The 24567-nt window shown below is 36.9% G+C and carries 29 protein-coding genes; 1 reads left to right on the top strand and 28 read right to left on the bottom strand.

Translation table 11 applies throughout. The features are described 5' to 3' along the window. Positions 1–61: 61 nt before the first annotated feature. The 28 genes from arsD to V7D18_RS23230 all read right to left on the bottom strand — a co-directional run bounded on the left by arsD (position 62) and on the right by V7D18_RS23230 (position 23238). A complete protein-coding gene (gene arsD / locus V7D18_RS23095; RefSeq protein WP_426157913.1) occupies positions 62–457 on the bottom strand; it encodes an arsenite efflux transporter metallochaperone ArsD in 396 nt (131 codons plus the stop codon). A gap of 22 nt (positions 458–479) precedes the next feature. Then, the gene (locus V7D18_RS23100; protein WP_426157915.1) at positions 480–662 is read right to left on the bottom strand and encodes a hypothetical protein; all 183 of its coding nucleotides are present in this window, start codon (positions 660–662) and stop codon (positions 480–482) included. Between the two features lie 21 nt (positions 663–683). After that, positions 684–1769, bottom strand: coding sequence for an ACR3 family arsenite efflux transporter (arsB, locus tag V7D18_RS23105; protein ID WP_426157917.1), 1086 nt, complete (start codon positions 1767–1769; stop codon positions 684–686). A gap of 13 nt (positions 1770–1782) precedes the next feature. Beyond that, positions 1783–2130, bottom strand: coding sequence for an ArsR/SmtB family transcription factor (locus V7D18_RS23110; protein WP_426157919.1), 348 nt, complete (start codon positions 2128–2130; stop codon positions 1783–1785). A gap of 149 nt (positions 2131–2279) precedes the next feature. Beyond that, entirely contained in the window at positions 2280–2606 is a 327-nt protein-coding gene (locus tag V7D18_RS23115; protein ID WP_426157921.1) for an ArsR/SmtB family transcription factor, read from the bottom strand. A gap of 259 nt (positions 2607–2865) precedes the next feature. Further along, positions 2866–3555 carry a cytochrome c biogenesis protein CcdA gene (locus V7D18_RS23120; protein ID WP_426157923.1) on the bottom strand — a complete coding sequence of 230 codons (690 nt, stop codon included), beginning with the start codon at positions 3553–3555 and terminating at the stop codon, positions 2866–2868. Position 3556: 1 nt separating this feature from the next. Next, on the bottom strand, positions 3557–4126 hold the full coding sequence (locus V7D18_RS23125; protein ID WP_426157925.1) for a thioredoxin family protein: 570 nt from the start codon (positions 4124–4126) through the stop codon (positions 3557–3559). 72 nt (positions 4127–4198) lie between these two features. Further along, positions 4199–4822 carry a hypothetical protein gene (locus tag V7D18_RS23130; protein WP_426157927.1) on the bottom strand — a complete coding sequence of 208 codons (624 nt, stop codon included), beginning with the start codon at positions 4820–4822 and terminating at the stop codon, positions 4199–4201. 100 nt (positions 4823–4922) lie between these two features. Beyond that, entirely contained in the window at positions 4923–5912 is a 990-nt protein-coding gene (locus tag V7D18_RS23135) for a lipoate--protein ligase (RefSeq protein ID WP_426157929.1), read from the bottom strand. 112 nt (positions 5913–6024) lie between these two features. After that, positions 6025–6429, bottom strand: coding sequence for a putative zinc-binding protein (locus tag V7D18_RS23140; protein ID WP_426157931.1), 405 nt, complete (start codon positions 6427–6429; stop codon positions 6025–6027). 3 nt (positions 6430–6432) lie between these two features. Further along, entirely contained in the window at positions 6433–6831 is a 399-nt protein-coding gene (locus V7D18_RS23145; RefSeq protein ID WP_426157932.1) for a putative zinc-binding protein, read from the bottom strand. Further along, on the bottom strand, positions 6824–7681 hold the full coding sequence (gcvH, locus tag V7D18_RS23150; protein WP_426157934.1) for a glycine cleavage system protein GcvH: 858 nt from the start codon (positions 7679–7681) through the stop codon (positions 6824–6826). Before gcvH ends, V7D18_RS23145 begins: the two co-directional genes overlap by 8 nt. Then, on the bottom strand, positions 7674–7967 hold the full coding sequence (locus tag V7D18_RS23155) for a 4Fe-4S dicluster domain-containing protein (protein ID WP_426157935.1): 294 nt from the start codon (positions 7965–7967) through the stop codon (positions 7674–7676). The genes gcvH and V7D18_RS23155 overlap by 8 nt, the downstream gene beginning before the upstream one ends. Further along, positions 7964–8353, bottom strand: a complete 390-nt coding sequence (locus tag V7D18_RS23160; RefSeq protein WP_426157936.1) for a hypothetical protein — start codon at positions 8351–8353, stop codon at positions 7964–7966. The genes V7D18_RS23155 and V7D18_RS23160 overlap by 4 nt, the downstream gene beginning before the upstream one ends. Positions 8354–8378: 25 nt before the next feature. After that, positions 8379–9764, bottom strand: coding sequence for a dihydrolipoyl dehydrogenase (gene lpdA / locus V7D18_RS23165; protein ID WP_426157938.1), 1386 nt, complete (start codon positions 9762–9764; stop codon positions 8379–8381). A gap of 32 nt (positions 9765–9796) precedes the next feature. Further along, the gene (locus tag V7D18_RS23170) at positions 9797–10081 is read right to left on the bottom strand and encodes an ArsR/SmtB family transcription factor (RefSeq protein WP_426157940.1); all 285 of its coding nucleotides are present in this window, start codon (positions 10079–10081) and stop codon (positions 9797–9799) included. Positions 10082–10176: 95 nt separating this feature from the next. Further along, positions 10177–10716 (bottom strand): permease, encoded by a 540-nt coding sequence (locus tag V7D18_RS23175; RefSeq protein WP_426157942.1) that lies wholly within the window; start codon positions 10714–10716, stop codon positions 10177–10179. Then, a complete protein-coding gene (locus V7D18_RS23180; RefSeq protein WP_318063834.1) occupies positions 10713–11198 on the bottom strand; it encodes a permease in 486 nt (161 codons plus the stop codon). The genes V7D18_RS23175 and V7D18_RS23180 overlap by 4 nt, the downstream gene beginning before the upstream one ends. Positions 11199–11212: 14 nt before the next feature. Continuing rightward, the gene (locus V7D18_RS23185) at positions 11213–12400 is read right to left on the bottom strand and encodes an MFS transporter (protein ID WP_426157944.1); all 1188 of its coding nucleotides are present in this window, start codon (positions 12398–12400) and stop codon (positions 11213–11215) included. A 165-nt stretch (positions 12401–12565) separates the two neighbouring features. After that, positions 12566–14266: an acetolactate synthase large subunit gene (locus V7D18_RS23190; protein ID WP_426157946.1), complete on the bottom strand. Its 1701-nt coding sequence runs from the start codon at positions 14264–14266 to the stop codon at positions 12566–12568. A 28-nt stretch (positions 14267–14294) separates the two neighbouring features. Further along, on the bottom strand, positions 14295–14993 hold the full coding sequence (locus V7D18_RS23195; protein WP_426157947.1) for a gamma-glutamyl-gamma-aminobutyrate hydrolase family protein: 699 nt from the start codon (positions 14991–14993) through the stop codon (positions 14295–14297). Beyond that, entirely contained in the window at positions 14990–16123 is a 1134-nt protein-coding gene (locus tag V7D18_RS23200) for an amidohydrolase family protein (protein ID WP_426157949.1), read from the bottom strand. Before V7D18_RS23200 ends, V7D18_RS23195 begins: the two co-directional genes overlap by 4 nt. Continuing rightward, positions 16120–17298 carry an amidohydrolase family protein gene (locus V7D18_RS23205; protein WP_426157951.1) on the bottom strand — a complete coding sequence of 393 codons (1179 nt, stop codon included), beginning with the start codon at positions 17296–17298 and terminating at the stop codon, positions 16120–16122. The genes V7D18_RS23200 and V7D18_RS23205 overlap by 4 nt, the downstream gene beginning before the upstream one ends. Beyond that, positions 17276–18259 (bottom strand): ABC transporter ATP-binding protein, encoded by a 984-nt coding sequence (locus V7D18_RS23210; protein WP_426157953.1) that lies wholly within the window; start codon positions 18257–18259, stop codon positions 17276–17278. The genes V7D18_RS23205 and V7D18_RS23210 overlap by 23 nt, the downstream gene beginning before the upstream one ends. After that, a complete protein-coding gene (locus V7D18_RS23215; protein ID WP_426157955.1) occupies positions 18243–19325 on the bottom strand; it encodes an ABC transporter ATP-binding protein in 1083 nt (360 codons plus the stop codon). Before V7D18_RS23215 ends, V7D18_RS23210 begins: the two co-directional genes overlap by 17 nt. Before the next feature lie 13 nt (positions 19326–19338). Next, the gene (locus V7D18_RS23220) at positions 19339–20463 is read right to left on the bottom strand and encodes an ABC transporter permease (RefSeq protein WP_426157956.1); all 1125 of its coding nucleotides are present in this window, start codon (positions 20461–20463) and stop codon (positions 19339–19341) included. Then, positions 20460–21410, bottom strand: coding sequence for an ABC transporter permease (locus tag V7D18_RS23225; RefSeq protein ID WP_426157958.1), 951 nt, complete (start codon positions 21408–21410; stop codon positions 20460–20462). Before V7D18_RS23225 ends, V7D18_RS23220 begins: the two co-directional genes overlap by 4 nt. A gap of 52 nt (positions 21411–21462) precedes the next feature. After that, entirely contained in the window at positions 21463–23238 is a 1776-nt protein-coding gene (locus V7D18_RS23230) for an ABC transporter substrate-binding protein (RefSeq protein WP_426157960.1), read from the bottom strand. A gap of 366 nt (positions 23239–23604) precedes the next feature. Here V7D18_RS23230 and V7D18_RS23235 point away from each other — a divergent pair, with 366 nt between their 5' ends. Then, positions 23605–24480 carry a LysR family transcriptional regulator gene (locus tag V7D18_RS23235; RefSeq protein WP_426157962.1) on the top strand — a complete coding sequence of 292 codons (876 nt, stop codon included), beginning with the start codon at positions 23605–23607 and terminating at the stop codon, positions 24478–24480. The last annotated feature ends 87 nt before the right edge of the window (positions 24481–24567 follow it).

Here is a 24567-nt window from a genome sequence, read left to right on the forward strand (position 1 = left end):
ACCCCTCTCTTGCGTATTTTAATAATCTTTTATCTTCTCTGAACTCCGGTTCTATATATAATTAACAGCAGCAATCCCCTCCGGAACATCCACAGCCCTGTGTTTTCTTACTTGCCTCGTTTACCGCATCTGACTTTTCTCCAATATAACTTTCCGGTACATGAAGCAATTTTATAAATTCTTCATTGGATGGGTATCTTCCAGTTATAATAATTTCTCCATCTAAAACTATAACCGGTAAACCTTCTACCCCTTTTTCCTTAACAAAGCTATTTACAGTTTTATTCGTTACAAATTCCTGAGGTGCATTTGTAAGGTTAAACCGGTCAACATGCACTCCATTATTCTTCAGTGTGTTTAATACTGTAGAAATTCTTAATAATTCCGGATCGACTCCAACGCCGCAAAGTCCGGTTGAACAGCACATGGCTGGTTCATAAATTTTCATAATCTTCATTTCAATACCTCCTATTGATAAATTAATTTTTCTTTGTAATATCAAATATTTCATCACCTTTTTGTGAATATCCACACATATCATTTAACGAATATTTTACTTTGGGCTGATTTGAAACTCCATTTTGATTAGAATAGGAAAATTTCAATACTTCGTCAATTGGGTTTAAACCACGCCCCCAATTTAGAAGCCGATTATTACTCATACAAAACCTCACCTCCTCTAATTAGTTTTCATCTTCACATACTATGTTTCCGACATCAGAACCTTCTGGGAACCAATGCATTGTATTATTTGCTATTTTAACCAGTATCAGCATAATTGGTACCTCAGTCAAAACACCTACAACAGTAGCCAGTGCTGCCGGAGAATCCATTCCAAACAAAGCAATCGCAACCGCCACTGCAAGTTCAAAGAAATTGGAAGCACCAATCATACCTGCCGGAGCTGCTATATTATGAGGAAGCTTCAGTACCTTTGCTGCAAGATAGGCAATGAAGAAAATCAAAAATGTCTGTATGGTCAATGGCACTGCGATCAGTAATATGTGCAAAGGATTGTTTAAAATGACATCCCCTTGGAAGGAGAATAAAAGTACAAGCATCAGTAATAATCCAGCGATTGTTGCATTATCAAATTTAGGCAGGAACTGATTCTCAAAATATTCTGTTCCTTTCTTCTTACTTACATACATTCTTGTTAATACACCTGCAGTTAATGGAACTACCACAAACAAGACAACTGATATAATCAGAGTATCCCAGGGAACAGTCACCTTACTCACTCCCAGTAAAAATTTAACAATGGGTACAAATGCAACCAGAATAATCAAGTCATTGGTTGCCACCTGTACGACTGTATAGGCCGGATTACCTTTCGTCAGCTGACTCCATACAAAAACCATGGCAGTACATGGCGCAGCTCCTAATAAAACGGCTCCAGCTAAATATTCTTTTCCTAACTCTGCAGGAATCAATCCCTTAAATACAACATAGAAAAAGAAAGAAGCGATTGCAAACATGCTGAAAGGCTTAATCAGCCAGTTGGTAACCCATGTCACATATAATCCTTTTGGGTTTTTTCTTACATTTTTAACGCTTTCAAAATCCACCTTCATCATCATTGGGTAAATCATGACCCAGATTAGTATTGCTGTAGGAATGGATACATTTGCATATTCAAACTGATTAAAAAATACAGGTACTGCCGGCAGAAACTTTCCGATCAGTACTCCCGTAATCATACATAAAGCTACCCATATCGTTAAGTATTTCTGAAAAAAACCAATTTCTGCTGATTTTTCTTTATTCATTTCTTTCTCTCCTTCAATGTATTATTTTTGAATTTGCACAGACATCAATGGTTTTGTACTTTTCACATTGTTCATGATCCGCCTGATAGGTTGGTAACTCAACAATCTTTTGCTGCAGATACTCCCACAGGCTTTTGTTTTCTTCTCTAAAGCTGTCGTTAATCTTATAATATGCCCATTGTGCTTTCTTATAACAATTAAGAATTCCGCAGTTTTTAAGTACGGTCAAGTGCCTGGAAGCGTTAGATTGCGTCATATTTAAACAGACTTCAATCTCACAGACACACATTTCTCTTTCCGTCAGTAAAGCCAGGATTCTTAGCCTGCTCTCTTCTGATAGTGCTTTAAAAATATCGACCACGATTTCACCCCTTCCTTGTAAATATTTATATGAGCATATATGCATATCCTATGCACAGAGAAATCATATGTTACTATGATTTCCTACTTTTTCTATAATTTTTATGTCCGCCGGACCGACCGAAGTTCCGGCAGCCACTGCACCAATAATTATAAATCGCATCGATTGTCCTTCTTAGCGCATTTACAGATACAGCGTTCCTGTTCCGTTGTGATATTATCCCAAAAATTTTTTATATGTTCTATTAAGTCGGTATTATTGCTGTATCGGATCCACGATCCTTCTTTTCGGTTTTTTACAAGACCACAATCAGTCAATATCTTCATATGGTAGGATAATGTGGGCTGTGTAATTTCAAAACATTCCAGAATGTCACATGCACAAAGCTCACCGCAGGATAACATTTCTATGATTTTTAGTCTTGTAGCATCACCTAATGCTTTAAATAATGGTGCATAGTCTGCATGCAGATCCATTTTGTCTTCTCCATTTTTATATTCCAAGGTTTTTGATATAGATATTTGTCTATGTCCTTATTATAAAGACCATATAGATATTTGTCAATGTGTATTGTGTAATCTTTATGTTGTTTTTATGTAAAATATTTATTTTTTCTATATCAGACAACATTAAGAACCACACTTTGAAATTATATTCTAATTGGAGCTTCCGCCAATTACAATAAATGCCTGCTTACTAGTACCGCCTAAGCAGCCACTATGAAGCAGGCATTGATTAAAATCCTAAATAGAACATATAAAATGCTATGATTAAAATAATACAGCCCATTATAACTTTTATTATTGTACTGAATCTTCCATATTTTTCACTGCCAGTGAGCTTTTTAACAAATCCAATACTCGTTCCTGCGATTACCGCTAAAACAGCATGCCCTAAGGAGTATAAAAGTAGCAGCAGAATACCCCATACAATACTCCCCTTGCCCGCTACAATTGCTAAAAGTGCGATCAAAACCGGTGTGGAACACGGAGAAGAGAATACCCCACCCAGAATACCTGCAATCAATGCTCCTATATATCCTTTTCTTGTACTTTTAGAAATCAAATAGGTGGAAGGGATGAAACTGAATATTTCCCAAGTCTGCAAAGCCATCATAACCATTAATATTCCTAAAGCAATATACCACCATTTTGCAGAAGTTCCAATTAAATCTCCGGCTAAGGATGCCATGGTTCCAAGAATGGTAAAAGTAATCGCCGTACCAGCTGCAAAAGTCAGTGACAGTCTAAAAGCTGTCTTTGTGTCTTTCTGCCCCGTTCCGCCCACAACACCTAGTACAAGCGGAATTGTTGATATAGAGCATGGTGTAACAGAGGTAAAGATACCAGCTACAAATGCTAATAATGGTGCCAGCCAAGTGCTTTCTTTCATTAAAGCAGAAATTGATTCCAGAATTGTATTCACCTTACTCGACCCCCATTTCAGCAAATATTTTTCTCATTTGCTCTTCTGTTACACCTCCCTGATGAACGGTAAACACATGCTCACTCGTATCTTTGGATCGATACATGGTAAATTCAATTTCCTGAGCAAGCTCATCGCTTGGTACAAAAGGTGTTCCATCTGTATTGAAAAATACTTGCGTTGGAATAACCGATACAGGAAAATTATTTGCGGCAGTTGTGTTTTTCCACACATCTACGAAATGCACAATTGCTTTTCCCTGAAAATCTTTATGTATTGTTTCCAGAACCGGCGCCATTTCTTTACACGGTATGCAGGAATCCGAACCAAAGTCGATAACAAAAGGAAGTCCATAAGACTTGATTTTATGTAAATCAATGGATGATATTTCTAAGGATGAGCTTTCTATATCTGTATTTTTAGAATCTGTTTGAGCTGTAATTTGATTATTTAGTTTATCTTCCTCCGACTTCTTATATACATAGATACCTGCTACAACTGCTAACGCTAAAGTTACAATCAGTATATTTACCCACAATTTTTTATTTTTTTTCACCATTTGATTTTCCACAACAATTTCCTCCTGTATAAGATTCTTCCTTCTTATTATTAATATCAGATATCAGTTTTAGAGCAAATCACCCTATTCAGTAACAAATGTCTTTCCAGTATCATCTTTAATATCTAAATCTGAAACTCTAACTATAATATACTGTTTTTCTTCTTCCACGTATGAATCTAAAACACCCGTAACTTCTACCCATGTTCCCTCTTCCGGCATGTCTCCTTCCCATGCTATCTCTAAGCCTACAACACTTTCTTCCTCTCCACATTCACATGCGTATGTATTTCTGACAACATAGAAATATTCTTTACTTTCATATTCTTCCAAATACAAATATCCTTGGTATTTCACTGTTTTACCAATATATTTATCTGGATGATTATATATCTCTCCCACTTGCGATACAAATTTATCTTCTTCTATTTGTAATACACCATCTTGGTCTGCAGATATTACAACAGCTAAAGATTCCACATGTTCATTCTCTTCCCATGTTTCCATTTCAAATGTATTAGTTGGAGACGGTGTCAGTAAAACAGGATCTGTTTCGGTAGAATTGCTTTCCTCTTCTGCCAGTAAACCGGAATTAGTTTCACTACCCTTTAACGATTTTCCCTTATCATTACTTTGGCAACCTGTTATTAGTACTATAACTAATCCTATTACTAAAAATAATAGTTTCTTAGCTCTGTATCTGCTCATTATTTAGAACCTCATATCTACATTTATCGATATTTTGCCAGTCATATCTATAAATGTCAATTTGTTTTACTGTCGTTCACACAATTTTCATAATCTATCATTAAAACCATAATTGTTTGAATTCCTCATTGCTTAACATATAGATATATTCCTGTATATTCACATCACTTAATAATGCTTCTATCTCTGATTTATCATATCGCCTTCCTTCAATCTTTTTCGTCAATCCTTCTACTGGATTTACTTCAAAAAAATCTCCATATAGATTGCAGCTGTCAATCATTCCGTCTTTTACATGCGTTATAAGTGATACACTTCCGGCAAGAAAACGTATTTTTTTTTGATAACTCATCTGTGGTGATTTTCCAAAATTCCAGTCCCAGGTATTATACTTGTTGTTACGAATCTCTGTTATTGCTGAAATATCTTCATTTGTTAATTCGTAGTTTTGTATACTCTCTCTATCTTCATGAAACATACTGATGAGTAAGGAATTATGAAAATCCGCAAAGGTAATATCCTTATTAATATACTCACTAATATTGGTTACTCTGCTTTTTACGGATTTAATCCCTTTCGACTCAATCTTTTCTTTGTCAACGATTAATGCTTGTGATAAAACAGCTAAATCGCTTGAAAACATAAGTGTACCATGATGCAATACTTTACTTTTATAAAAATACTGGGCATTACCGGAGAATTTTTTACCATCTATTGTAATGTCATTTCTTCCATTAAATTCTGCATCTACATCAAACTTTTTCAAGCAGGCGACAACAGGAAGTGCGAAAAAAGAAAAATCATTCGCATGCAGCTTTCCATCATTTTTTATTATAGTATAATTAAGGTTTCCAAAATCGTGGTATACAGCGCCGCCACCAGACATACGCCTTACAACATTTATTTTATTTTTTTCAACAAAATCCCGATTTATTTCTTCATAAGCATTTTGGTTTTTCCCTATTACAATCGTAGGTTCATTCTGCCAAAGAATAAGAACATCCTCTTTCATATCCTTGTATTTCATAAAATACTCTTCCAATGCCAGATTGAAATATGGGTCATTCGATTTATTAATGATATTAATCAATTACATTCCTCATTTCTTATTTGATTCTCTATATTATTTAAGCAAGAGATGACTTTTTGTTTTCACTCTTGCTTAAATAATTTTTATACTTATATTTTATCTTTTCATTCTGTTATTCTGCTAAAATCGCATCCATTTTTTTGCAGATTTCCACTGCAACTTTATCCACCATCTCATAGTGTTCTGGTTTTAAATCTCTCGCCGAAACTATATTTGATAAAACAACATCTTCACCAAACAGATCTGACAAAACGATAGTATCCCGCACTTCTCCGCTGTATTTTAAGGTCGCAATTCTGGCACAGCTTTTGCTGCAGCCATCAACTGCAATCACCGGATAGGTCTTCGCGAATTCTCTTTCTTCATCGCCTCCTGCTATGTAAAGAGGAAGACACAGGGTGACTACTTTATCGGTACGCAGTTCTTCCATCACCTTTCTGGTAGCAAGCCTGACGATAGTCCCGCCCAAAAACTCTTCTCCACTGCATGAAAGTACTCCTACTTGTGTATCAGCCATGATCTATTCCTCCTCAGCCAGTTCATTTACTTTTGCGGCAATCTTTTCTGCAAATTCATCTATGATCTGCCAGCCATCTTCTGTTAATGCAGTTGCTGTTCCTGCATTGACACCTCTGTGATTACGCATTTCATCTACGGAACGAAAGCTTGCCTTTACGATCCCTCCCGCATTTTCAACACTTTTTGCAGAGCACAGGGCAGGGCAGCCATCAACAGTAATGCAGGTGCAGCCTTTTACTTTTTCACTGCCTGCTTTATCTCCTGTCACAACATGTGCAAGGCAGACTGTTTCTGCTTTATCAGGAACCAGATGATTGGTAACCTCTAACACCGCTTCTCTTGTCATTAAACCAAATACTTTTCCGATTCCGCTGCATGCAACAACCTTAACTTTAGACATGAAATTCATCCACCTTTCTTTTTAACACCTGGAAATATCCATTAAATTCATGAAGTAAATCTTTATCACTTTCAAAATCTGATAATTCCACTTCCGCTATCCAACCTTGCTCGTATGGATTTTGATTAATAAGCTCAGGTGAATCAATTAATTTCTCATTGACTGCCGTTACGGTTCCGGAAACCGGGGAAACGATTTCGAAAACTGCCTTTCCTGACTCTATGGAACCAGCTTCCTCAAATTGTTCCATTTCAGCTCCGATTGCCGGAGGATTAAAGAACATGATATCTGACAGACTTTTTTGGGCATAATCAGTAACTCCGATTCGCGCTTTATTACCTGAGACATATACCCATACGTCGTTCTCATTAAAATAAAATCCTTCTTCTTTAGGTAGACGGAAAACAAATTTATCTTTCTTATAGATTTCATAAGTCAGACTATTCGGAAATAAAATGGATTCTTCACTTTCTTTTGCAGAATTCTTCTCGATTGTAAGCTTTTCAAAAATAATATTTGATAACTTCAGTTCATCTTCGCCTAATCGTAAGCCGGAACTCAAGTTGATGTTATTTGCTTTTGCTTCCTCTGTAATATTTATTTTATCTGTTATCTTCAAGTTTTTCTCTGCAGCAAGCTTACTGGCGCAACGTGTTGCACAGCCATCGATTACAAGAAGTGGTTTTTCCTGTGCCAGCTTATTATACTTAGCATCTGCCACACGGTAAAAAACAGGACATATTATTTCACTGTCTGTATGCTCTGTTAGTTTAACTGCAACTTCTTTTGAAACACACCCGGCACATTTATCCAGTCCATTACAAGGCAGTACAGCATAGGATTTACTCATTGCTCTCCACTTCCTTTCTAATTTCCTTGATTCGGGCAGTTGTTTCATTTTTGTTTGGAAAATCAATTGCATCGAGTCCGCATGTTTTACCGCAGGCACGGCAGAATACAACACAGTTATCTGGATTTTTTACAACAAACTTCTGGTCTTTCCCCTCATGAACCTCAAAAACATTATGGGGACAAAATTCAACGCATTCCATACAGTAGTTGCATTTACTGAAATCAATCCGGGGACTCCAGTCAATCTTCTCTCTTGGAACACCCATAAATGTAAGCTCGCTCATGATAGATCATCCTCCTTAAATCCCAACTCATTGAGTGCATTTTTAACGACCTCAAAAGCTTTTTCGTTGGTCATATCTCTGATATCCAGCATAACCGCATCTTTTTCTACATCAAGTCCCGCATCTTTAAATGCCTGCCTGAACATCTTTTTCTGCATATTTGGCGCACACGCCCCGATAATAAGCTTTCTGTGAGTCTTTAAATAATCCGCAAGGAAACGGTCTCCATCCTCTTCACAAAGCTGAGGGTGAATAAATCCGTATTCCACCGGAAGTTCCACTCTTACCTGATTAATAAAGTCCCAGATATCCATAGCCTGAAAACCAGGGCATTTACCTGTACAGACACACATAATAAACCCGTAACGTTCTTTTTCCTCCATCATGTATCCTCCTACTTGATATATCAATTTATATTTTATGGAGTGCTTTCCCCATAATATCTCCACATGCTTCCCAAATGGCTTCTGAAAGGGTGGGGTGGGGATGAATCATATCCGCAAGATCTCCCGCCTTTGCCTTTAACTTAATTGCTAAAGTGAGTTCAGATATCATTTCAGATGCGTTCACACCAAGAATCTGTCCGCCTATAATTTCATTTTTTTCATTAGCAATCACTTTTACAAACCCTTCCCGCTCTCCTAAAGTCAAGGCACGGCCGTTGTTTCGGAATTGAAACCTGCCTGCCTTAACGGATATGCCGGCCCTTTTCGCTTCCTCTTCTGTCATACCAACAGCCGCCACTTCAGGATTCGTATAGACGCAGGACGGTACAGCCACATAATCCATCCTGCTTTCCAGACCAAAAGCATTTTCAGCTGCAATCTTTCCTTCCATAAATGCAAGATGCGCAAGCAGTTTGTTTCCCGTAAGGTCTCCAGCCGCATAAATCCCTTTCACGTTCGTTTCCATTCTTTCATCTGTAACTACAGCACCATTCTCAATATGTAATGTCAGGTTTGAAAATTTATCTGAATTTAGTTTTCTGCCTACGGCAGCCAACACTTTACTGCAAGATATTACACACGCTTTATCGCCCATATCATAATGAACGGTAAGACCATTCTCAGTCTTCTCAATTTCTGTTACTCTTGCTGATAATTTAAAAGTGATTCCCTGGCGCTTCATCAATTTCTGCAGCTCTGATGCAATTTCTTCATCTTCTCCCGGAAGAATTCTGTCCTTACACTCAATCATTGTTATTTTAACTCCCAATGGAGCAAGCATAGTGGCAAACTCAAGTCCGATGACTCCGGCACCTATGATCACCATACTTTCAGGTAACTCTCCCATACTTAACGCCTCATTACTGGTCATCACTGCATCTAAGTGAATTCCCTTAACAGGAGGCAGCATTGGCTCTGCACCCGCAGCTAAAATGATCTTTTCACAATTTACACAAACCTCTTCTTCCGATGTTGCAACAACTAATTTTTTCTCGTTTACAACGGTCCCCCGCCCTTTCACTATATTTACGCCATGAAAAGCAAGAAGTTGTTCAACGCCGGTATTAAGATTTTTCACCACTCTGTTTTTTCTTCCAACAGAAACGTTCCAATCAATTTTACTCATGCTGCTTTCTATGCCAAACTCTTTTGATTTCTTAATGACAGTACCTGTTTCAGCAGTTTTTAACAGTGCTTTTGTGGGAATGCAGCCAATGTTTAAGCACACTCCTCCTATCTCTTTTTCTTCTATCAGAACTACCTCAGCACCCAATTGTGCCGCTCGGATTGCCGCTGCGTATCCGGCAGGTCCGCCGCCTAAAACTGCAATTGTAGTATTTAAAGTTTTCATGGATCGGATCACCCCCAAAATCATGTCAGGATTTATTTAATATTCTTTGCAATTTCAGCTAAGCGGGCTGTTGCTGTTTCAAACCCCTGTTTACTTAATGAATAATGCATCCACTTTCCTACCCTGGTACTTTCCACTAAACCAGACTCACATAATATTTTCATATGGTGAGATAAAGTCGACTGTACAATATTTAAATCTTCAAGTATTTTGCATGCGCATTTTTCTCCACCCTGTAACATTTCAATAATCATTAATCGGTTGGGATCACAAAGTGCTTTAAAGATTTTTGCATCTTTTTCATATTGGTTTATCATTGTATTTACCTCTTATCTATATTTATCGATATGATAATTTTATCCTATCTCACATATCGATAAATGTCAATCGTTAATTAATTTCATCAGGTAAATTATTTATTTATCTTTTCCACATTTGCATAGATTTCTTCCACTTCTTTTTTTGAAACAAATCTGGAAATGATAAAGGCGATCACTATAATTCCGGGAATGTCCACGAGCAGCCTTGTAATTGCAAAATTGTTTCCCAATGCGGCTATCTCAAATAAAAACATCGGAATCTTTGTAGTTGACCACGCTCCTATGAATATAAGTATATTCATGAACTTAACACCCTTTTTCATAAAAACAGCTGCAACGGGAAATGCACCATACAATGGCCCGGCTGCTGCCGACCCCAGCAGAATGGATAAGATAACTCCCTTAATGCCGGATTCCTCTCCCATAAATTTAACCATGGTTTCTCTCGGAACCCATATATCCAGTAAGCCAAGCAATACAAATACAGGCGGTATTACAAACAGCATTTCTTTAAATGAATTTGCAGAAATGGTCAATGCTTTGAGCCCTAACTTATCATTTACAACTGTCAATACAGCAATGAATACAAGTACTACAAGAAATGCACGGTATCTCTTTAAAATTTTTATCATATTCCATTCACCACCAATCCGATCACGTATGCAACAATAAAGGAAAATATAAAAGCTAAAATATTTCTTATTATCGTAACTTTCCTGCCAAAATATTTAATTTCAACCGGCATTGTTACAATTCCAACCATCATTAAGGTTGAAACGAATGCTCCAATCTGCATATATCCGGCTCCTCCCTGTAAAAGGAGCGCTGCCATAGGAAATGCTACAAATCCGGGAATCAACGTTATAGCCCCTACAATTGCAGCAATTCCCACTCCTAAAAAGCCTGAATCCGATCCTATGATTCTGGTAATGGTCTCCGTATTTAATACCGCCAGCATGACACCAACTAATAATATTACAACTAAAAATTCAGGAAGAATATTTTCAAATGCTTTCCAGGCTTTTTTCAGTGCCATCTTTGTTTTCTTTTTATCCTTAAAAAATGATATAAGTAATAGAATGATAGTAATCCCATAAAAGATATAGGTATCCATACACAAGCCTCCCTTTAATTTGACTGTAGTGTCGATTTCATTTTACTCATTTCAAATTTTGCAACGAGGAATGCAGCAAACATTGAAACTACCAAAAGGAGGACCGCCGTGACCAGGAAGATTCTTGAAGCACCATAAGTTTTAATAATCATTCCGTTTAAGCTTGTGCCAACGGCACCACCCACAAACATGTTAAAGGACGTAAGAGACATTGCTGTTCCTTTCATTTTCGGCAATTGCTCCTGAGCCGTTGCAATCAGCGTTGATTGAAGGAAGATAAAAGCTAAGCCAAAACCAAAAAGAGCCATTCCCAGCATCCAGGCATTTGTAACTGTTGAAAGAGCAAACAAGGATATTGCTCCTATTATTCCTGCTAAGACTAAAAATCCATTTTTCAGCTTTGCTTTCAACTTTGGTGCCATTCTCCCGCCTATAACCGTACCAACACCAAATAAAGAAATGATCAATCCGACAATCAGTATATTATATCCTGTGATCTCCTGTATTAATGATCCGGAATAAGTAAAGCTTCCAAAAACGCTGAAACCCAAAAAGAATACGATAAGTACAATTTTCATAAATTTAAAGTTTGTCAATGGTTCTTTATATGCTTTTACGAAGTCCAGTGTTTCAACTACCGGTTTATCCCGCTCCAAAATCTTAAGCATAATTATAGAAAGTACTAATTCTCCTATTCCATATATGAGATAAACAAGTCTCCATGAACCGAAATAGGATAACGCACCCCCAATTGCAGAGGCTGTAGCAGCTCCTAAAAACATGAGTCCCATAACCTTACCAAGTGCTTTATGACGGTTCTTGTCATCAAAGCTTTGTCCAACCAAAGCCATAGTAACCGGGAAGATCCCTGCACCAAATGCACCATTCATAGCCCTGAAGAATATTAAAGACGGCAAATCAAATGCAAATGCTCCTAATATACTAAAAACAGAAGTTCCCATTGCCGCTATATTTATTATTTTCACTTTGCCATAACGGTCTGACACAGGTCCAAATATGAGGGTAAATACTCCGAATGCAAGCATATATGCCGTTACAGATATTGCTGCTGTACTTACTGAAATATTTAAATCTTTTGAAATATTGATGATTAATGGTGCTGCGGCATAATTATCTCCATTTGCGAGGAAGGCCATTAAGCCCAAAATCATGATTAGTTTGTTTTTACTTTTGCTATCCATATTATTTTTCTCCGTTTCTTTCATGCTAAGATTCATTCATTATACATATCTAAGTTTGTCGATATGTAAATTATAGCATCAAATCGATGTTTGTCAATATGTTTTAGTAAAAAAATATCAGACTCTGCTGTCTGATATTTCGTAAGCGCTTCTTTTATATATTATTTATACTTTTTTCATATCCTCACAATAAATTTCTTTCAAGTGCTTTGTTAGTTTCATGTTCTCATTATAATCGATACGGCAGTCTATAATTGATGGTACATTTTGCTGAAAGGCTTCTTCCAAAATCGCAGAAAAATCTTCTGCTTTTTCCACCCGATAGCCTTTACAATTCATACTTTCTGCAAATTTAACGAAGTCTGGATTATCAAAATCAACAAAACAATCCTGACCGTATTGATCAAGCTGTTTCCATTTAATTAAGCCATAACTACTATCATTAAATATTAATACGACAATTGGAGTTCCAATACGAAAAGCCGTTTCCATCTCCTGACAATTCATCATAAATCCACCATCTCCGCATACTGCGATTACTCTCTTTAGTGGATTTAATAATTTAGCAACAATAGCTCCTGGAATCGCGATTCCCATAGAAGCAAATCCATTTGAAATAATGCAGGTGTTTGGTAAAAAGCAATTAAAATGTCTTGCAATCCACATTTTATGAGCACCAACATCTGAAATAAGAATTCCATCCTTGCCAACCGCATTTCTTAAATCTATAAGAACTTTTTGAGGCTTCATCGGATAACTATCATCATTTTCATAGCTGTAATGCTCATCTTCCATTTGTTTTTTAATTGCAAATGTCTCTAATGGTTCATCTTTCGGAGATACCCTCTTTGACAGACGCTCCAAAGATGAGGGTATCTCACCTATTATGTCTACCAATGGCTGATAATATTTATTTATATGTGCTGGTCTTGTATCTATATGAATAATAGGAATATCTCTATTGGAATTCCATTTACTAGGAGCATATTCTACTATATCATAGCCAATTGTAATGACCAAATCGGCACCTTCAATAATTTTGTTTGCATAATCCTTCTGTGGTATTCCAATTGTCCACATGGAATAAGGATTGTCATAAGAGATGATTCCTTTTGCCATCATGGTATTGATAACTGGAATATGAAGTTTTTCCGCTAATTGTGTAATTGCTTCACTTGCATTGGATCTAATTGCACCACTACCTGCTAATATGACTGGTTTTCTTGCAGTAAAGATTGCACCAGCAGCTATCTCAATCGTTTCAAGCTCTGCATATTCTTTCGGAATAATTCTTTTTATCATTGGAACTTCCGTTTCAGGTACTTTCATTTTGGATACATTAACAGGAATATCAATGAGACAAGCACCTGGTTTTTCACTTTCAGCATATTTGAAGGCTAACCTTACAATTTCACAAATTGAATCAGGATTGACTACTTGCTTACTTCTTTTCGTGATTGGTTCAAACATTTTCACTATATCAAGGAATTGGTGTGAAGTAATATGCATTCGTTCTGTTCCTACCTGCCCTGTGATGGCAATTAAGGGAGCTCCGTCACTATGCGCATCTGCAACTCCCGTAACTAAATTCGTAGCGCCTGGCCCTAACGTGGATAAACAAATACCAGCCTTTCCAGTCAGCCTTCCATATACATCCGCCATAAATGCAGCACCTTGTTCGTGGCGAACCGTGATAAATTGAATTGAAGAATTTCTAAGTGCATGCATAATTTCTAAATTTTCTTCTCCAGGTATTCCAAATATATATTTTACTTTTTCCTGTTCTAGTGATTTAACCAACATCTGTGCTACATTATAGCAAGAAGTCTCTTCTTTTTCTTCTTCTACAATCTCAATCATATTCATGTTATCCTCTTCTATCAGATATTTTAGTTTAACACAGTTCAATAAAATAGCGAAATAGCTTTTGCGTTTTGTAATCAGTATTGATTAAAGCTTCCGGATGCCATTGTATTCCTATGATTCTTCCATCCTTTGATTCACATGCCTCTAATATCTGATCTGCCGAAAAAGCGGCTGGAAGCAAAGTGTCTGCTAAGTCTTTTACGGCTTGATGATGATAACTGTTTACTAATATTTTTACTTGTTCATATATAGGAAAGAGTCTGCTGTCTGTCCGAATAGAAACTGAATGGGTCATCTCGCTTCGTATATCCATGCTCTGAATGTGACATAGAGATGCCGCTTTTTGTTCATAAATATCTTGATAAAGTGTACCTCCAAAGGCAACATTTAATATCTGCATTCCCCTGCAAATAGCCAGAATTGGCTTATTCTGCTTTTGTGCCTCCCTGATTAATTCTATTTCATATAAATCCATATTACGGATCGACTTATTTACTTTTGGAAGTGGCTCTTCTCTATACATAAGCGGGGAAACATCAATCCCACCTGGTATCATCAAGCCATCTAACTTTGTAATGATATTCTTACATTCCTCAAAGTCTGATGTATAAGGCAGTAAAATGGGTATCCCACCCGACAAAAGAATTGCGTTAATATAGGCAGTTTTTGTCATATAATAAGTTTCATCCTGATAATCCGATGCCGTTATTCCGACAAGTGGTTTCATATTGGCACCCGCCTTCCATTAATAATCATGGTATGTACCGACGCATAATAATCCAGTGGATCTCCATTCCATATTACGATATCTGCATCCTTATTTACCTCTAAGCTTCCTACCCTGTCATTAATTCCTGATAGCTTTGCAGCTCTTATGGTAAGTCCTTCCAGTACTTCCCTTCTGGACATTCCGTATTTATGCAGCAATGCCAGATAGGCACCTGTTAATTCCCCATTAACCAGTGGATGACCGGTCATTAAACAGTAATTTAATCCTGATTTATCTAATTGCTTTGCCATCGACAAATCTTTCCCTTGTGTTTCAGCCTGATATCCTTTACCCAAAAGAGGTCCTATGATAACAGGAATTTGTTCTTTTTTTAATTCTTCCTGCAGCTTCATGGCATCATACCCAAAATCAATGGTATACTTCAGATTGAATTCCTTACCAATTCGGATGGCTGCTCTTATGTCATTTTCCTGACAGGCACTGAATTTCACCAGCAATCCATGAAATACTCTGGATAAGGAGGCTGATTTTATATCATACGGCAGCTTTTCCCCGGCCCGAATTCTCTTATCATAAATTTGGGCCTTATATAGCATCTCTCTTATCAATGCGACGGAACCCATCCTTGTTTCGGGAGATTTCTTTTTGCTGCCATATTTTTTTCTTGGTTCACTGCTTAAAACGAAGTGATAGCACACTTCTTCCCGAATAATTCTTTCAGAAAAGGAACTGCCTCCCGTTTTAAAGGCACAGAATGTTCCACCAATTAAATCGGACATTCCCGGACCTGTAACGACACTGGTTATTCCTCCTCTACGCGCCATAGCAAAGCCCTCATCCTCCACATCGATGGCATCAATGGCTCTAAGCTGCGGCATTAATGGATCTGACTCCTCGTTTGCATCCATTTTGTCAAAGCGAAACACTTGATTATTCACTCCCATGGTAGTATGAGGTTCTACAAATCCTGGCATGACGATACGCCCCTCTGCGTCAATCACATCTTCTTCGTTGGCAGGATTGATATGATCTTTGATTGAAAAAATAGTTCCATTTTTAATCAGAATATCTTTTCTCTCTTCCTCTATGCCTGCCATTGAAAGAATCGTTCCGTTTTTAATGATCATGAAATCACCCTCCCCTCCATCAGACGTATTTTACCATCAATGATTACAATGCTGGCTTCTCCCATGGTTTCTAACGGATCTCCATTCCAGATTACGATATCGGCATCCTTTCCCTCTTCCATACTTCCAATTCTATGAGATAAATCAACTGCATCAGCCGCATGTATTGTGAGAGCTTTTATAGCTCCCTCCCTGGATAGTCCATGTTTTACCAAAATACATGCCTGCATTAACAGACCTTCCATTGGAATTACGCCAAAATCGGTAGCCAGTCCAAAGGGAATTTTTTTCTCCTCAAACATGGCTGCTGCATCAAGTCGTTTACCGCTTAATTCTGCTTTGCCTTTTCCACCAATAACAGGTCCCAAAATAACCTTACAGCCCGATTCCTTGATTTCGTCAAACACCTTATAGCCTTCGGTACAATGATCGATAGAAACCTTTAAATTAAATTCTCTGGCAATTCTTAAGCCTGTAAGTATATCATCTGCCTGATGTGCATGTATTTTTATACGCATTCCATCAAATACGCGCATAAGAGAATGCATATGTAAATCATATTGAAAGGTTTTGCAGTCCTGTAGTTCCTTTTTATTTTGAAAGGCAATCCACTTTTCTTTGTATTCAAGTGTTTTATATAGCATTTCCCGAATTAGTGCTGCTGCTCCCATTCTGGTACTGGGCGATCTTCCCATCTTGCTGTAATTTAATTTTGGATTTTCACCTAGTGCCATTTTCATAGTTATTTCTTCAGATATAATTCTCTCTTGTATGGAATCACCTGCACTTTTTATAGCAATAAAGGTTCCTCCCATTAAATTGGAACTTCCAGGGCCTGTAATTACCGTTGTTACTCCTGTTTTAAGTGCTGCTTCAAAATCCTTAGATGCATAATCCAGGGCATCCAAGGCCCGAAATCCTGGTTGAATCGGATTTATAATTTCATTTGTATGATTCCCGTCAGGTCCAGCCATTCCAATATGACAATGAGATTCTACTAATCCAGGAGTAACAAGACAGCCTTTGGCATCTATGATTTTAACATTGTGATCATAATCCGTTTCACTTATGTTTTTACATATTTTTTTTATCTTTCCATCCTTTAACAGAATATCTGTGTATTTGTCATCAGCCGCTTCCATAGACTGTACTTTAGCATTTTTTATTAGTATCATTTTCTATTCTTCTTTCATACAACTTGCGATATTGTTCTGCTTCACTTTGTGACGCAAAAATAAGATGATTTTCTGAAATTTCCAGCATTTCAGGTTTTTCTGCCGAATAATCATGTTCCTTTGCTGGTTCATAGACCAATCGTTCTCTTCTCTTTTCCGATAACGGATTCGGATTCGGACTGGCGGATAACAACGCTCTGGTATATGGATGATATGGGTATTGATAGATTTCCTCCTTGCTGGCAACTTCTAACAGTCTGCCGCAATACATGACCCCAATCCTGTCTGAAAAATACTTAACCACCGAAAGATTATGTGCGATAAATAAAATAGTAAGATTCAATTCCTTTTTTAAATCATTCAATAAATTGATCACCTGTGCCTGTATGGATACATCCAAAGCAGAAACTGGTTCATCTGCAATGATTAAGCTGGGAGCTACCACAATTGCTCTGGCGATGCCTATTCTCTGTCGCTGTCCACCTGAAAATTCATGTGGATAACGACCAGCCTGTTCCCTGGTAAGTCCCACCTTTTCTAATATCGCATATATTTTTTCTAAAATATCATTCTTGTCCTTTAAGCCCTTTACCCTTAATCCTTCTCCGATAATTTCTGCAATTGTCATTCTGGGATTTAACGATTCCATGGAATCTTGAAAAATCATAGAAATATTAGAAGAAATATATCTTCGAAGTTCCTTTGTCATGGGACCAGTTATTTCACGTCCATGCAGGGTTATGGAGCCGCCTGATGGTGAATATAATCGAATAATACAACGTCCTGTGGTTGTTTTACCACAACCTGATTCTCCTACCAGGCCAAATGTTTCACCTGGATAAACATCAAATGAAATGTCATCCACAGCCTTAACTATATGCTTTTTAAATTTTGTATTCGTGTTAAAAGAAATATTTAAATTTTTTACACTTAATATGGGATTACTATTTAATTCTTTCAAGGTATTCCGCCTCCTCTGCAAGCATTCTATTAATACGCTGTGAAAGTATGGGTGGCAGTTCTGTCTTTGGCGCTCTCTCATCCATGAGCCAGGTTGCCGCATAATGGGTATCACTGATTGGAAAATACGGAGGTTCTTCTATAAAATCAATTTTCATTGCATAGGCATTTCTGGCTGCAAAAGCATCTCCTTTCGGTGGATTAACCATATTAGGCGGCGTTCCTGTTATTGCCATTAATTTCCCCTGTGTTTCCATATCTGGCATGGAGGCTAACAAAGCCCAGGTATATGGATGCCGTGGATCCAGAAATATTTCTGTGCACAAACCATATTCAACGATTTTACCTGCATACATAACATATACTCTGTCTGCTATATTTGCTACGACTCCAAGATCATGGGTAATGAATATAATAGAAAGATTTTTCTCTTTTTTTAATTGTTTTATTAAATCTAATATTTTAGCCTGTACGGTTACATCCAGGGCAGTAGTCGGTTCATCACAAATCAGAATCTCCGGATCATTTGCAAGTGCGATTGCAATTACAATTCTTTGACGCATTCCTCCAGAGAATTGAAATGGATATTGATGAAATCTTCTATTTGCATCTGGTATACCCACTTCCTCCATTAAGGATAACGCTTTTGTTTTTGCCTGTTCCTTAGTCATATTCTGATTCAGTAAAAGGACTTCTGTAATCTGCTTTCCGATGGTCATTATAGGGTTTAATGCTGACATAGGGTCCTGAAAAATTAAGCCTATTTTCTTTCCGCGTATTTCATGAAATACCTCTTCATTGATTTTTGTCAAATCATAACCCTGATAAGAAATAACTCCATCCTCCGTGATGGCATTTTTAGCTAAGATACCCATAATACTCTTAGCCGTTACACTTTTACCCGAACCAGATTCTCCTACAATAGCTATGGTTTCACCCTTTTTCAAATCAAAAGTAATACCTCTGACCGCCTGTACCTTTCCCGCATACGAACGGAAAGAAATGCGAAGGTCCCTGACTGATAAAATTACTTCTTTCGGGGATTCTTTTTTTATAATTTCTTCCATTTCTTACCTCCTGTTATTCTAGTCCACGCATCGTTGGATCAAATGCATCTCGTAAACCATTACCAAATAAATTAAAGCAGACCATTAATATAGAAATTAATACTGCTGGAAATAACATCTGATACGGATAGGTAATCAGAACCTTTTGTGCATCTGATAATAAAACACCAATTGATGGCTCAGGTGCCTGTACTCCCAAGCCTATAAATGCTAAAAAGGATTCCGCAAATATAGCTGACGGTATTTCTAACATAGCTTTTGTAATAATCGGTCCTATGGAATTAGGCATAATATATCTAAAAATCAATTTAAAATCTGAAACACCTAAAGTTTTTGCAGCTAAAACATATTCTCTTTCTTTAAATCTGAAAAACTGACCTCGAATCATCTTAGCTGTTGCAACCCACCCACGAATTATGAGAGCTATCACAATTGCTTTAATACCTGTTCCTAAAAATAATATGAGCATCGTTGCTATGATGACTTGTGGAAAAGCACTTATAATCTCCACAAGCCGCATAAGAACCATATCGATTTTTCCGCCATAAAAGCCTGCAATGGAACCGTATAGTAATCCAATACATATATTCACTGCTACAGAAAGAACAGCAATCATGAGTGAAACTCTGGCACCTCTCCACAGCCTCGTAAAGAGATCTCTTCCCAGATAATCCGTTCCGCATATATAGTAGACTCCCTCTTCTACATTGCTGTATTTATACATGTCAACTTTGACATCAACCATGGATACTCCGCTGCTTTTATAACGATTTGTAATTTCAACCACACTACCCTCTGGAAATTTGTTTTTATCTGTTAAACTTGATTCTGCTTTGTTATATAGAATCATTGTTCCGTCTGCTATATGTAATTTTTCCAGAACTGGTATTTTAGGAGGTAAATTTGTTCTTGTCACATCCTGATCATTATAACCATATTTACTCATAGAGGGACCCAAAATTGCAAATAAGGAGATGAGCAGTATAACCACCATGGTAATAATGGATGCTTTATTCTTTAGCAGACGTACCATAGCATCCTGAAAAAATCCCGCTGATTTTTCTTCATTTTCAGAGCACATTTGTAAGGAAATATCTTGTATAAATGTAAAATCGTCATTATTATTACGTTCAGTCATTTTTCTTTTCCTCCTACTCTGATTCTTGGATCGATTAGCCCATAGGATAAATCAACAATCAGCATAGTTGCAATAGAAATAGCTGCATAAAAAATTAGAATAGCAATCGTAAGTGAGTGATCATTGGCATTAATGGAGCGAATCATTAAACTTCCTACTCCTGGAATGGAAAATAATCGCTCAACTACCATAGAGCCTCCCAATACATTGGCAAACATTGGTATAATGACATTAACCATGGGAATTCCTGAATTTCTTAATGCATGACGTAATATGGCCTGTTTCTGCGTTAACCCTTTTGTTCTTGCTAATGTCATATACTCTGAATTTAACACCTCAATCAACTCTCCCCGAAGGTATCTGGTAATTGTAGCGACAGGCGTTAATGCTAAAGCAATTACGGGTAATGTAATAGAATAAAGCTGACCTAAAAAGGAGGTAGTTGGTTTGTAAAGGATAGAAAACCAACCTAACTTATAGCCTAAAATATATTGTAACAGTGAAGCAAATACAAAAGAAGGAACGGAAATTCCTAATATAACACCAAAGGAGATCAAAATGTCCGTTTTACTATTCTTCTTTATAGAAGAAAGAATCCCCGCAGCCATACCGAGTGGAATTGCAATGACAAGGGATAATAAGTTAATTGCCAGAGACACAGGCATTTTACTAAGTAAAACCTGAAAAGCTGGTACTCCTGGTTCTACCTTTACAGAAGTTCCCCAATCATTCTCCAATAAGATTCCTTTCATAAAATACCAGTATTGAACATAAATGGGTTCATTTAAATGCGCTTTTTTTTCTAAAATTGCGATGACGGAAGCTGAAAGATTGGGATCGTCATAAACACTTCCCGGCATTAACCTAACAACAACAAAAGCAACGGTTAAAATAATAAATAGTGTTATAAAAGCTATGCACAATCGCTTCACAATATATCTTCGCATGCTAATTCCTCTTCCCTTTTATAATTTCAAAAAGTTGTATACCAAGCTAAATTTACTTAATATCAATATATTGATATCCAAATCCTAAAATCCTGACTCTTGTTTCTAATGGAAGCTGCACTCTTTCATTAAATATGAAATACTGTACCTGCTGAAATACCGGGATGCAATCTATGTTATCAAGTAAAGATTTCTCCATTGCTAAAGTTACTTCCCCCAGCTTCTTTTCATCCAATCGATATTCTTCTGAAACAGATAGTGCGTATAAATCATCAATTTCTTTATTCTGATATTGTGTAAATCTTCTTGCATCAGTAGTCCGGTAAACCTCAAATTTTTTATTAGCTGAATAGGTAGCAGACGTTAAATCCCAACCTCCCCAACATAAATCCCAACCATTTGTAGGACCATTCTGTGATGTTCTCATCAGCTTTACTGCTTCAGCATTATTCATTGCTTTGATACTTAAGTTAAAATGATCTGCTCCAAAAATTTCTGTTAGTGTACTTTGGATATATTCGGATGCGGTTCTGGTTGCCGGAACTGCTTCGTTATAAATAAGTGCTAAGTCCACCTTATCAATTCCTGATTCCTGCATAGCTTTGTTAAAATATTCTACTGCTAATTCCTTGTCATATCCATTGTTCTCAGGCAGATTATCGGTTCCGCCTTCTAATTTACGAATGGAGGTACCATCGGCTGAAACGGTATAACTTTCTGGAAGAAAATAACCAGCTCCTATATAATTATTTAGTTTTGCTAATGTATCTCGATCGATTGCATAATAAAGTGCTTTTCTGAAATTCAGGTTATTCAAGTATGGCTTATCTGGATTTTCAAAATTTATTTCTAAATCCCGTATGGTTGCAGTATCGTATTTAATTGTTCGTGGATCCTCCCCATATACTTGATATCCATTGGTTCCTAATTCAAGGAAATCAATTTCACCACTTTGATAAAGTTCTAATTGAGTTACCTCATCAGCCACTTCACGAACATTCATACCATCTAACTTAATTTCTTCCGCATGGACATAGTTGTCATTTTTCTCAAATACCCGTTCAGTCCCTTTCGTCCAGGAACTTAACACAAATGGTCCGCTTGCCATAAATAAATCTGCTTCCGTACCGTATGTAGTTGATGTACCGTCCTGACTAATACAGGAATCATATAGCGGCTGATAAACAGGGCCTGTGTAACGCATTTGAAAATGCTGCATAACCTGCGTAACTGTATATTTTTCTGTCGTCGTAACCGAAACGGTATAATCATCTACCTTCTTTAAGCCTACATCCTCCCATGCCACTTCAATTCCTTTTGCTTTTTGAGTATAATATTCATAAGCATTTTTGATAGTGATCATATTTTGAGCAAGTCCACTTGCTGCTGAAAGCATCATATTCGGATCAAGTGCCTTTTGCCAGGAATATAAAAATGTATCTGCATTAATCGCTTCTCCATTTGCCCATTTTGCGTTTGGATTGATTTTAATGGTCCATGTATAGCCATCTTGTGTCGTAGGCTCTGATTCAGCAAGATCAGGTACCAATTTGATGCCATCTCTTGTATCATTCGGAACATAGCGGTATAAATTAGCCTGAATATAATCAACTACCTCAGTATTGCCCTCGTAAGGACTAATGTTAGTTGCAGATGATGTACTGGACCAACGAAATTTTTTTTCGGCTCCCCCATTATCTACGCTATTCGTACCACTTTCTACATTACTTAAATCTGAGTTGCTGCCTGTGCTATTAGTATTGCCACAGCCTGTAACAGTTAAGGTAAATAATAACGTAGTAAGAATCAATCCAATTCTTCTTTTCATAAAATTTCCTCCTTTAATAAATACCTGTTCTATTTTATACACAAAACGTATGGATATAAAAAAAGGTCTTCATACCAGATAAAGCTGGTTGAACACCTATGTTCTATACTTCCATATTTTTTTAATAGGAAACAACCAAGATATTTTCAGTAATTATTAGTTGTTCTTTAAATGTCCATTGACGCTTATCGTATTTGACACTATACTATAGAAGAAATATGTTATTCAAAATTATTTTTAGCGAATAAATCTTTCTATCTTGATTTTCGTTAGTATATACTATATTTCAACATTTGTAAATCTGAAATTTTCTATTATGTCATACAAAAATCGTATGGATACATTGCATACAACGGAGGAGGAGAAATGGATTATCAAAAATTAGAATATTTTATCAATGCTGCATACTATCATAATTTTTCAAAAGCTGCTGAAGCCTCACAAGTGACGCAGGCAACCATTAGCAGACAAATACAAGCATTAGAAGATGAGATTGGAGTTTCCCTGTTTATTCGAACCAAACAAGGTGTAGAACTGACACAGGCGGGAAAATATTTATTTAATACTGCCTCAAGCTTTATGGAACAGCATCAGGATATCATTCATGGTTGCTGCAAGGCGGCAGATGAAGACCGTTTTCGTATTCGATTTGCTACAGGACCATATGAGCATTTATTATTACATGAACCGCTTAAGATTTTCCAATCCAGGTATCCAGATTCTGAAGTAACAATAATGGCATACACATATAAAATACTTGCTTCCAGATTCTTTAACCATTCGGTTGATTTTGGTTTTTGTACCGAAGATTGCGCGAATGCATGTGGCGGTCTTATCTCTTCCACTATTTACAATAAACCATGGCAGGTTGTAGCACATAATAACAGTCCATTTTGGGATCTCACAAGGCAGCAACAGAGAACTTTACAAAATCAAAGAATTATAACTATATACCGAAATAATTATGAGCCGGTTGAAGCTTATTGTAATAAGTATCATCTTCACCCTTCAGAATTTATTGAAACTAATTTTCTACATACTCAGATACTTATGTTGGGAAGCAAATCAGCAATCGCAATTATGCCTCCATTTGTAAAATCTGCGTTACCTGACGAAATGAGAATGGAAGATATTTTAACAGAGCCGCTTTGTCCAAATATTGTTGCTGCTTATAACCCTATGGTACCATACCAGGGTTGTTTAGAGTTTCTTGATGTTTGTAAAGAGTATTTTAGCAATTAATTTCTACATAAAAGAAATATTCAAATATCCGTTTCTACCTTCTATACGCTTTAGGATGGCATCCTGTCGCCCCTCTTGGGGCTTTCC

The organism is Lacrimispora sp. 38-1, from assembly GCF_049890855.1.
Lineage (GTDB): Bacteria > Bacillota > Clostridia > Lachnospirales > Lachnospiraceae > Lacrimispora.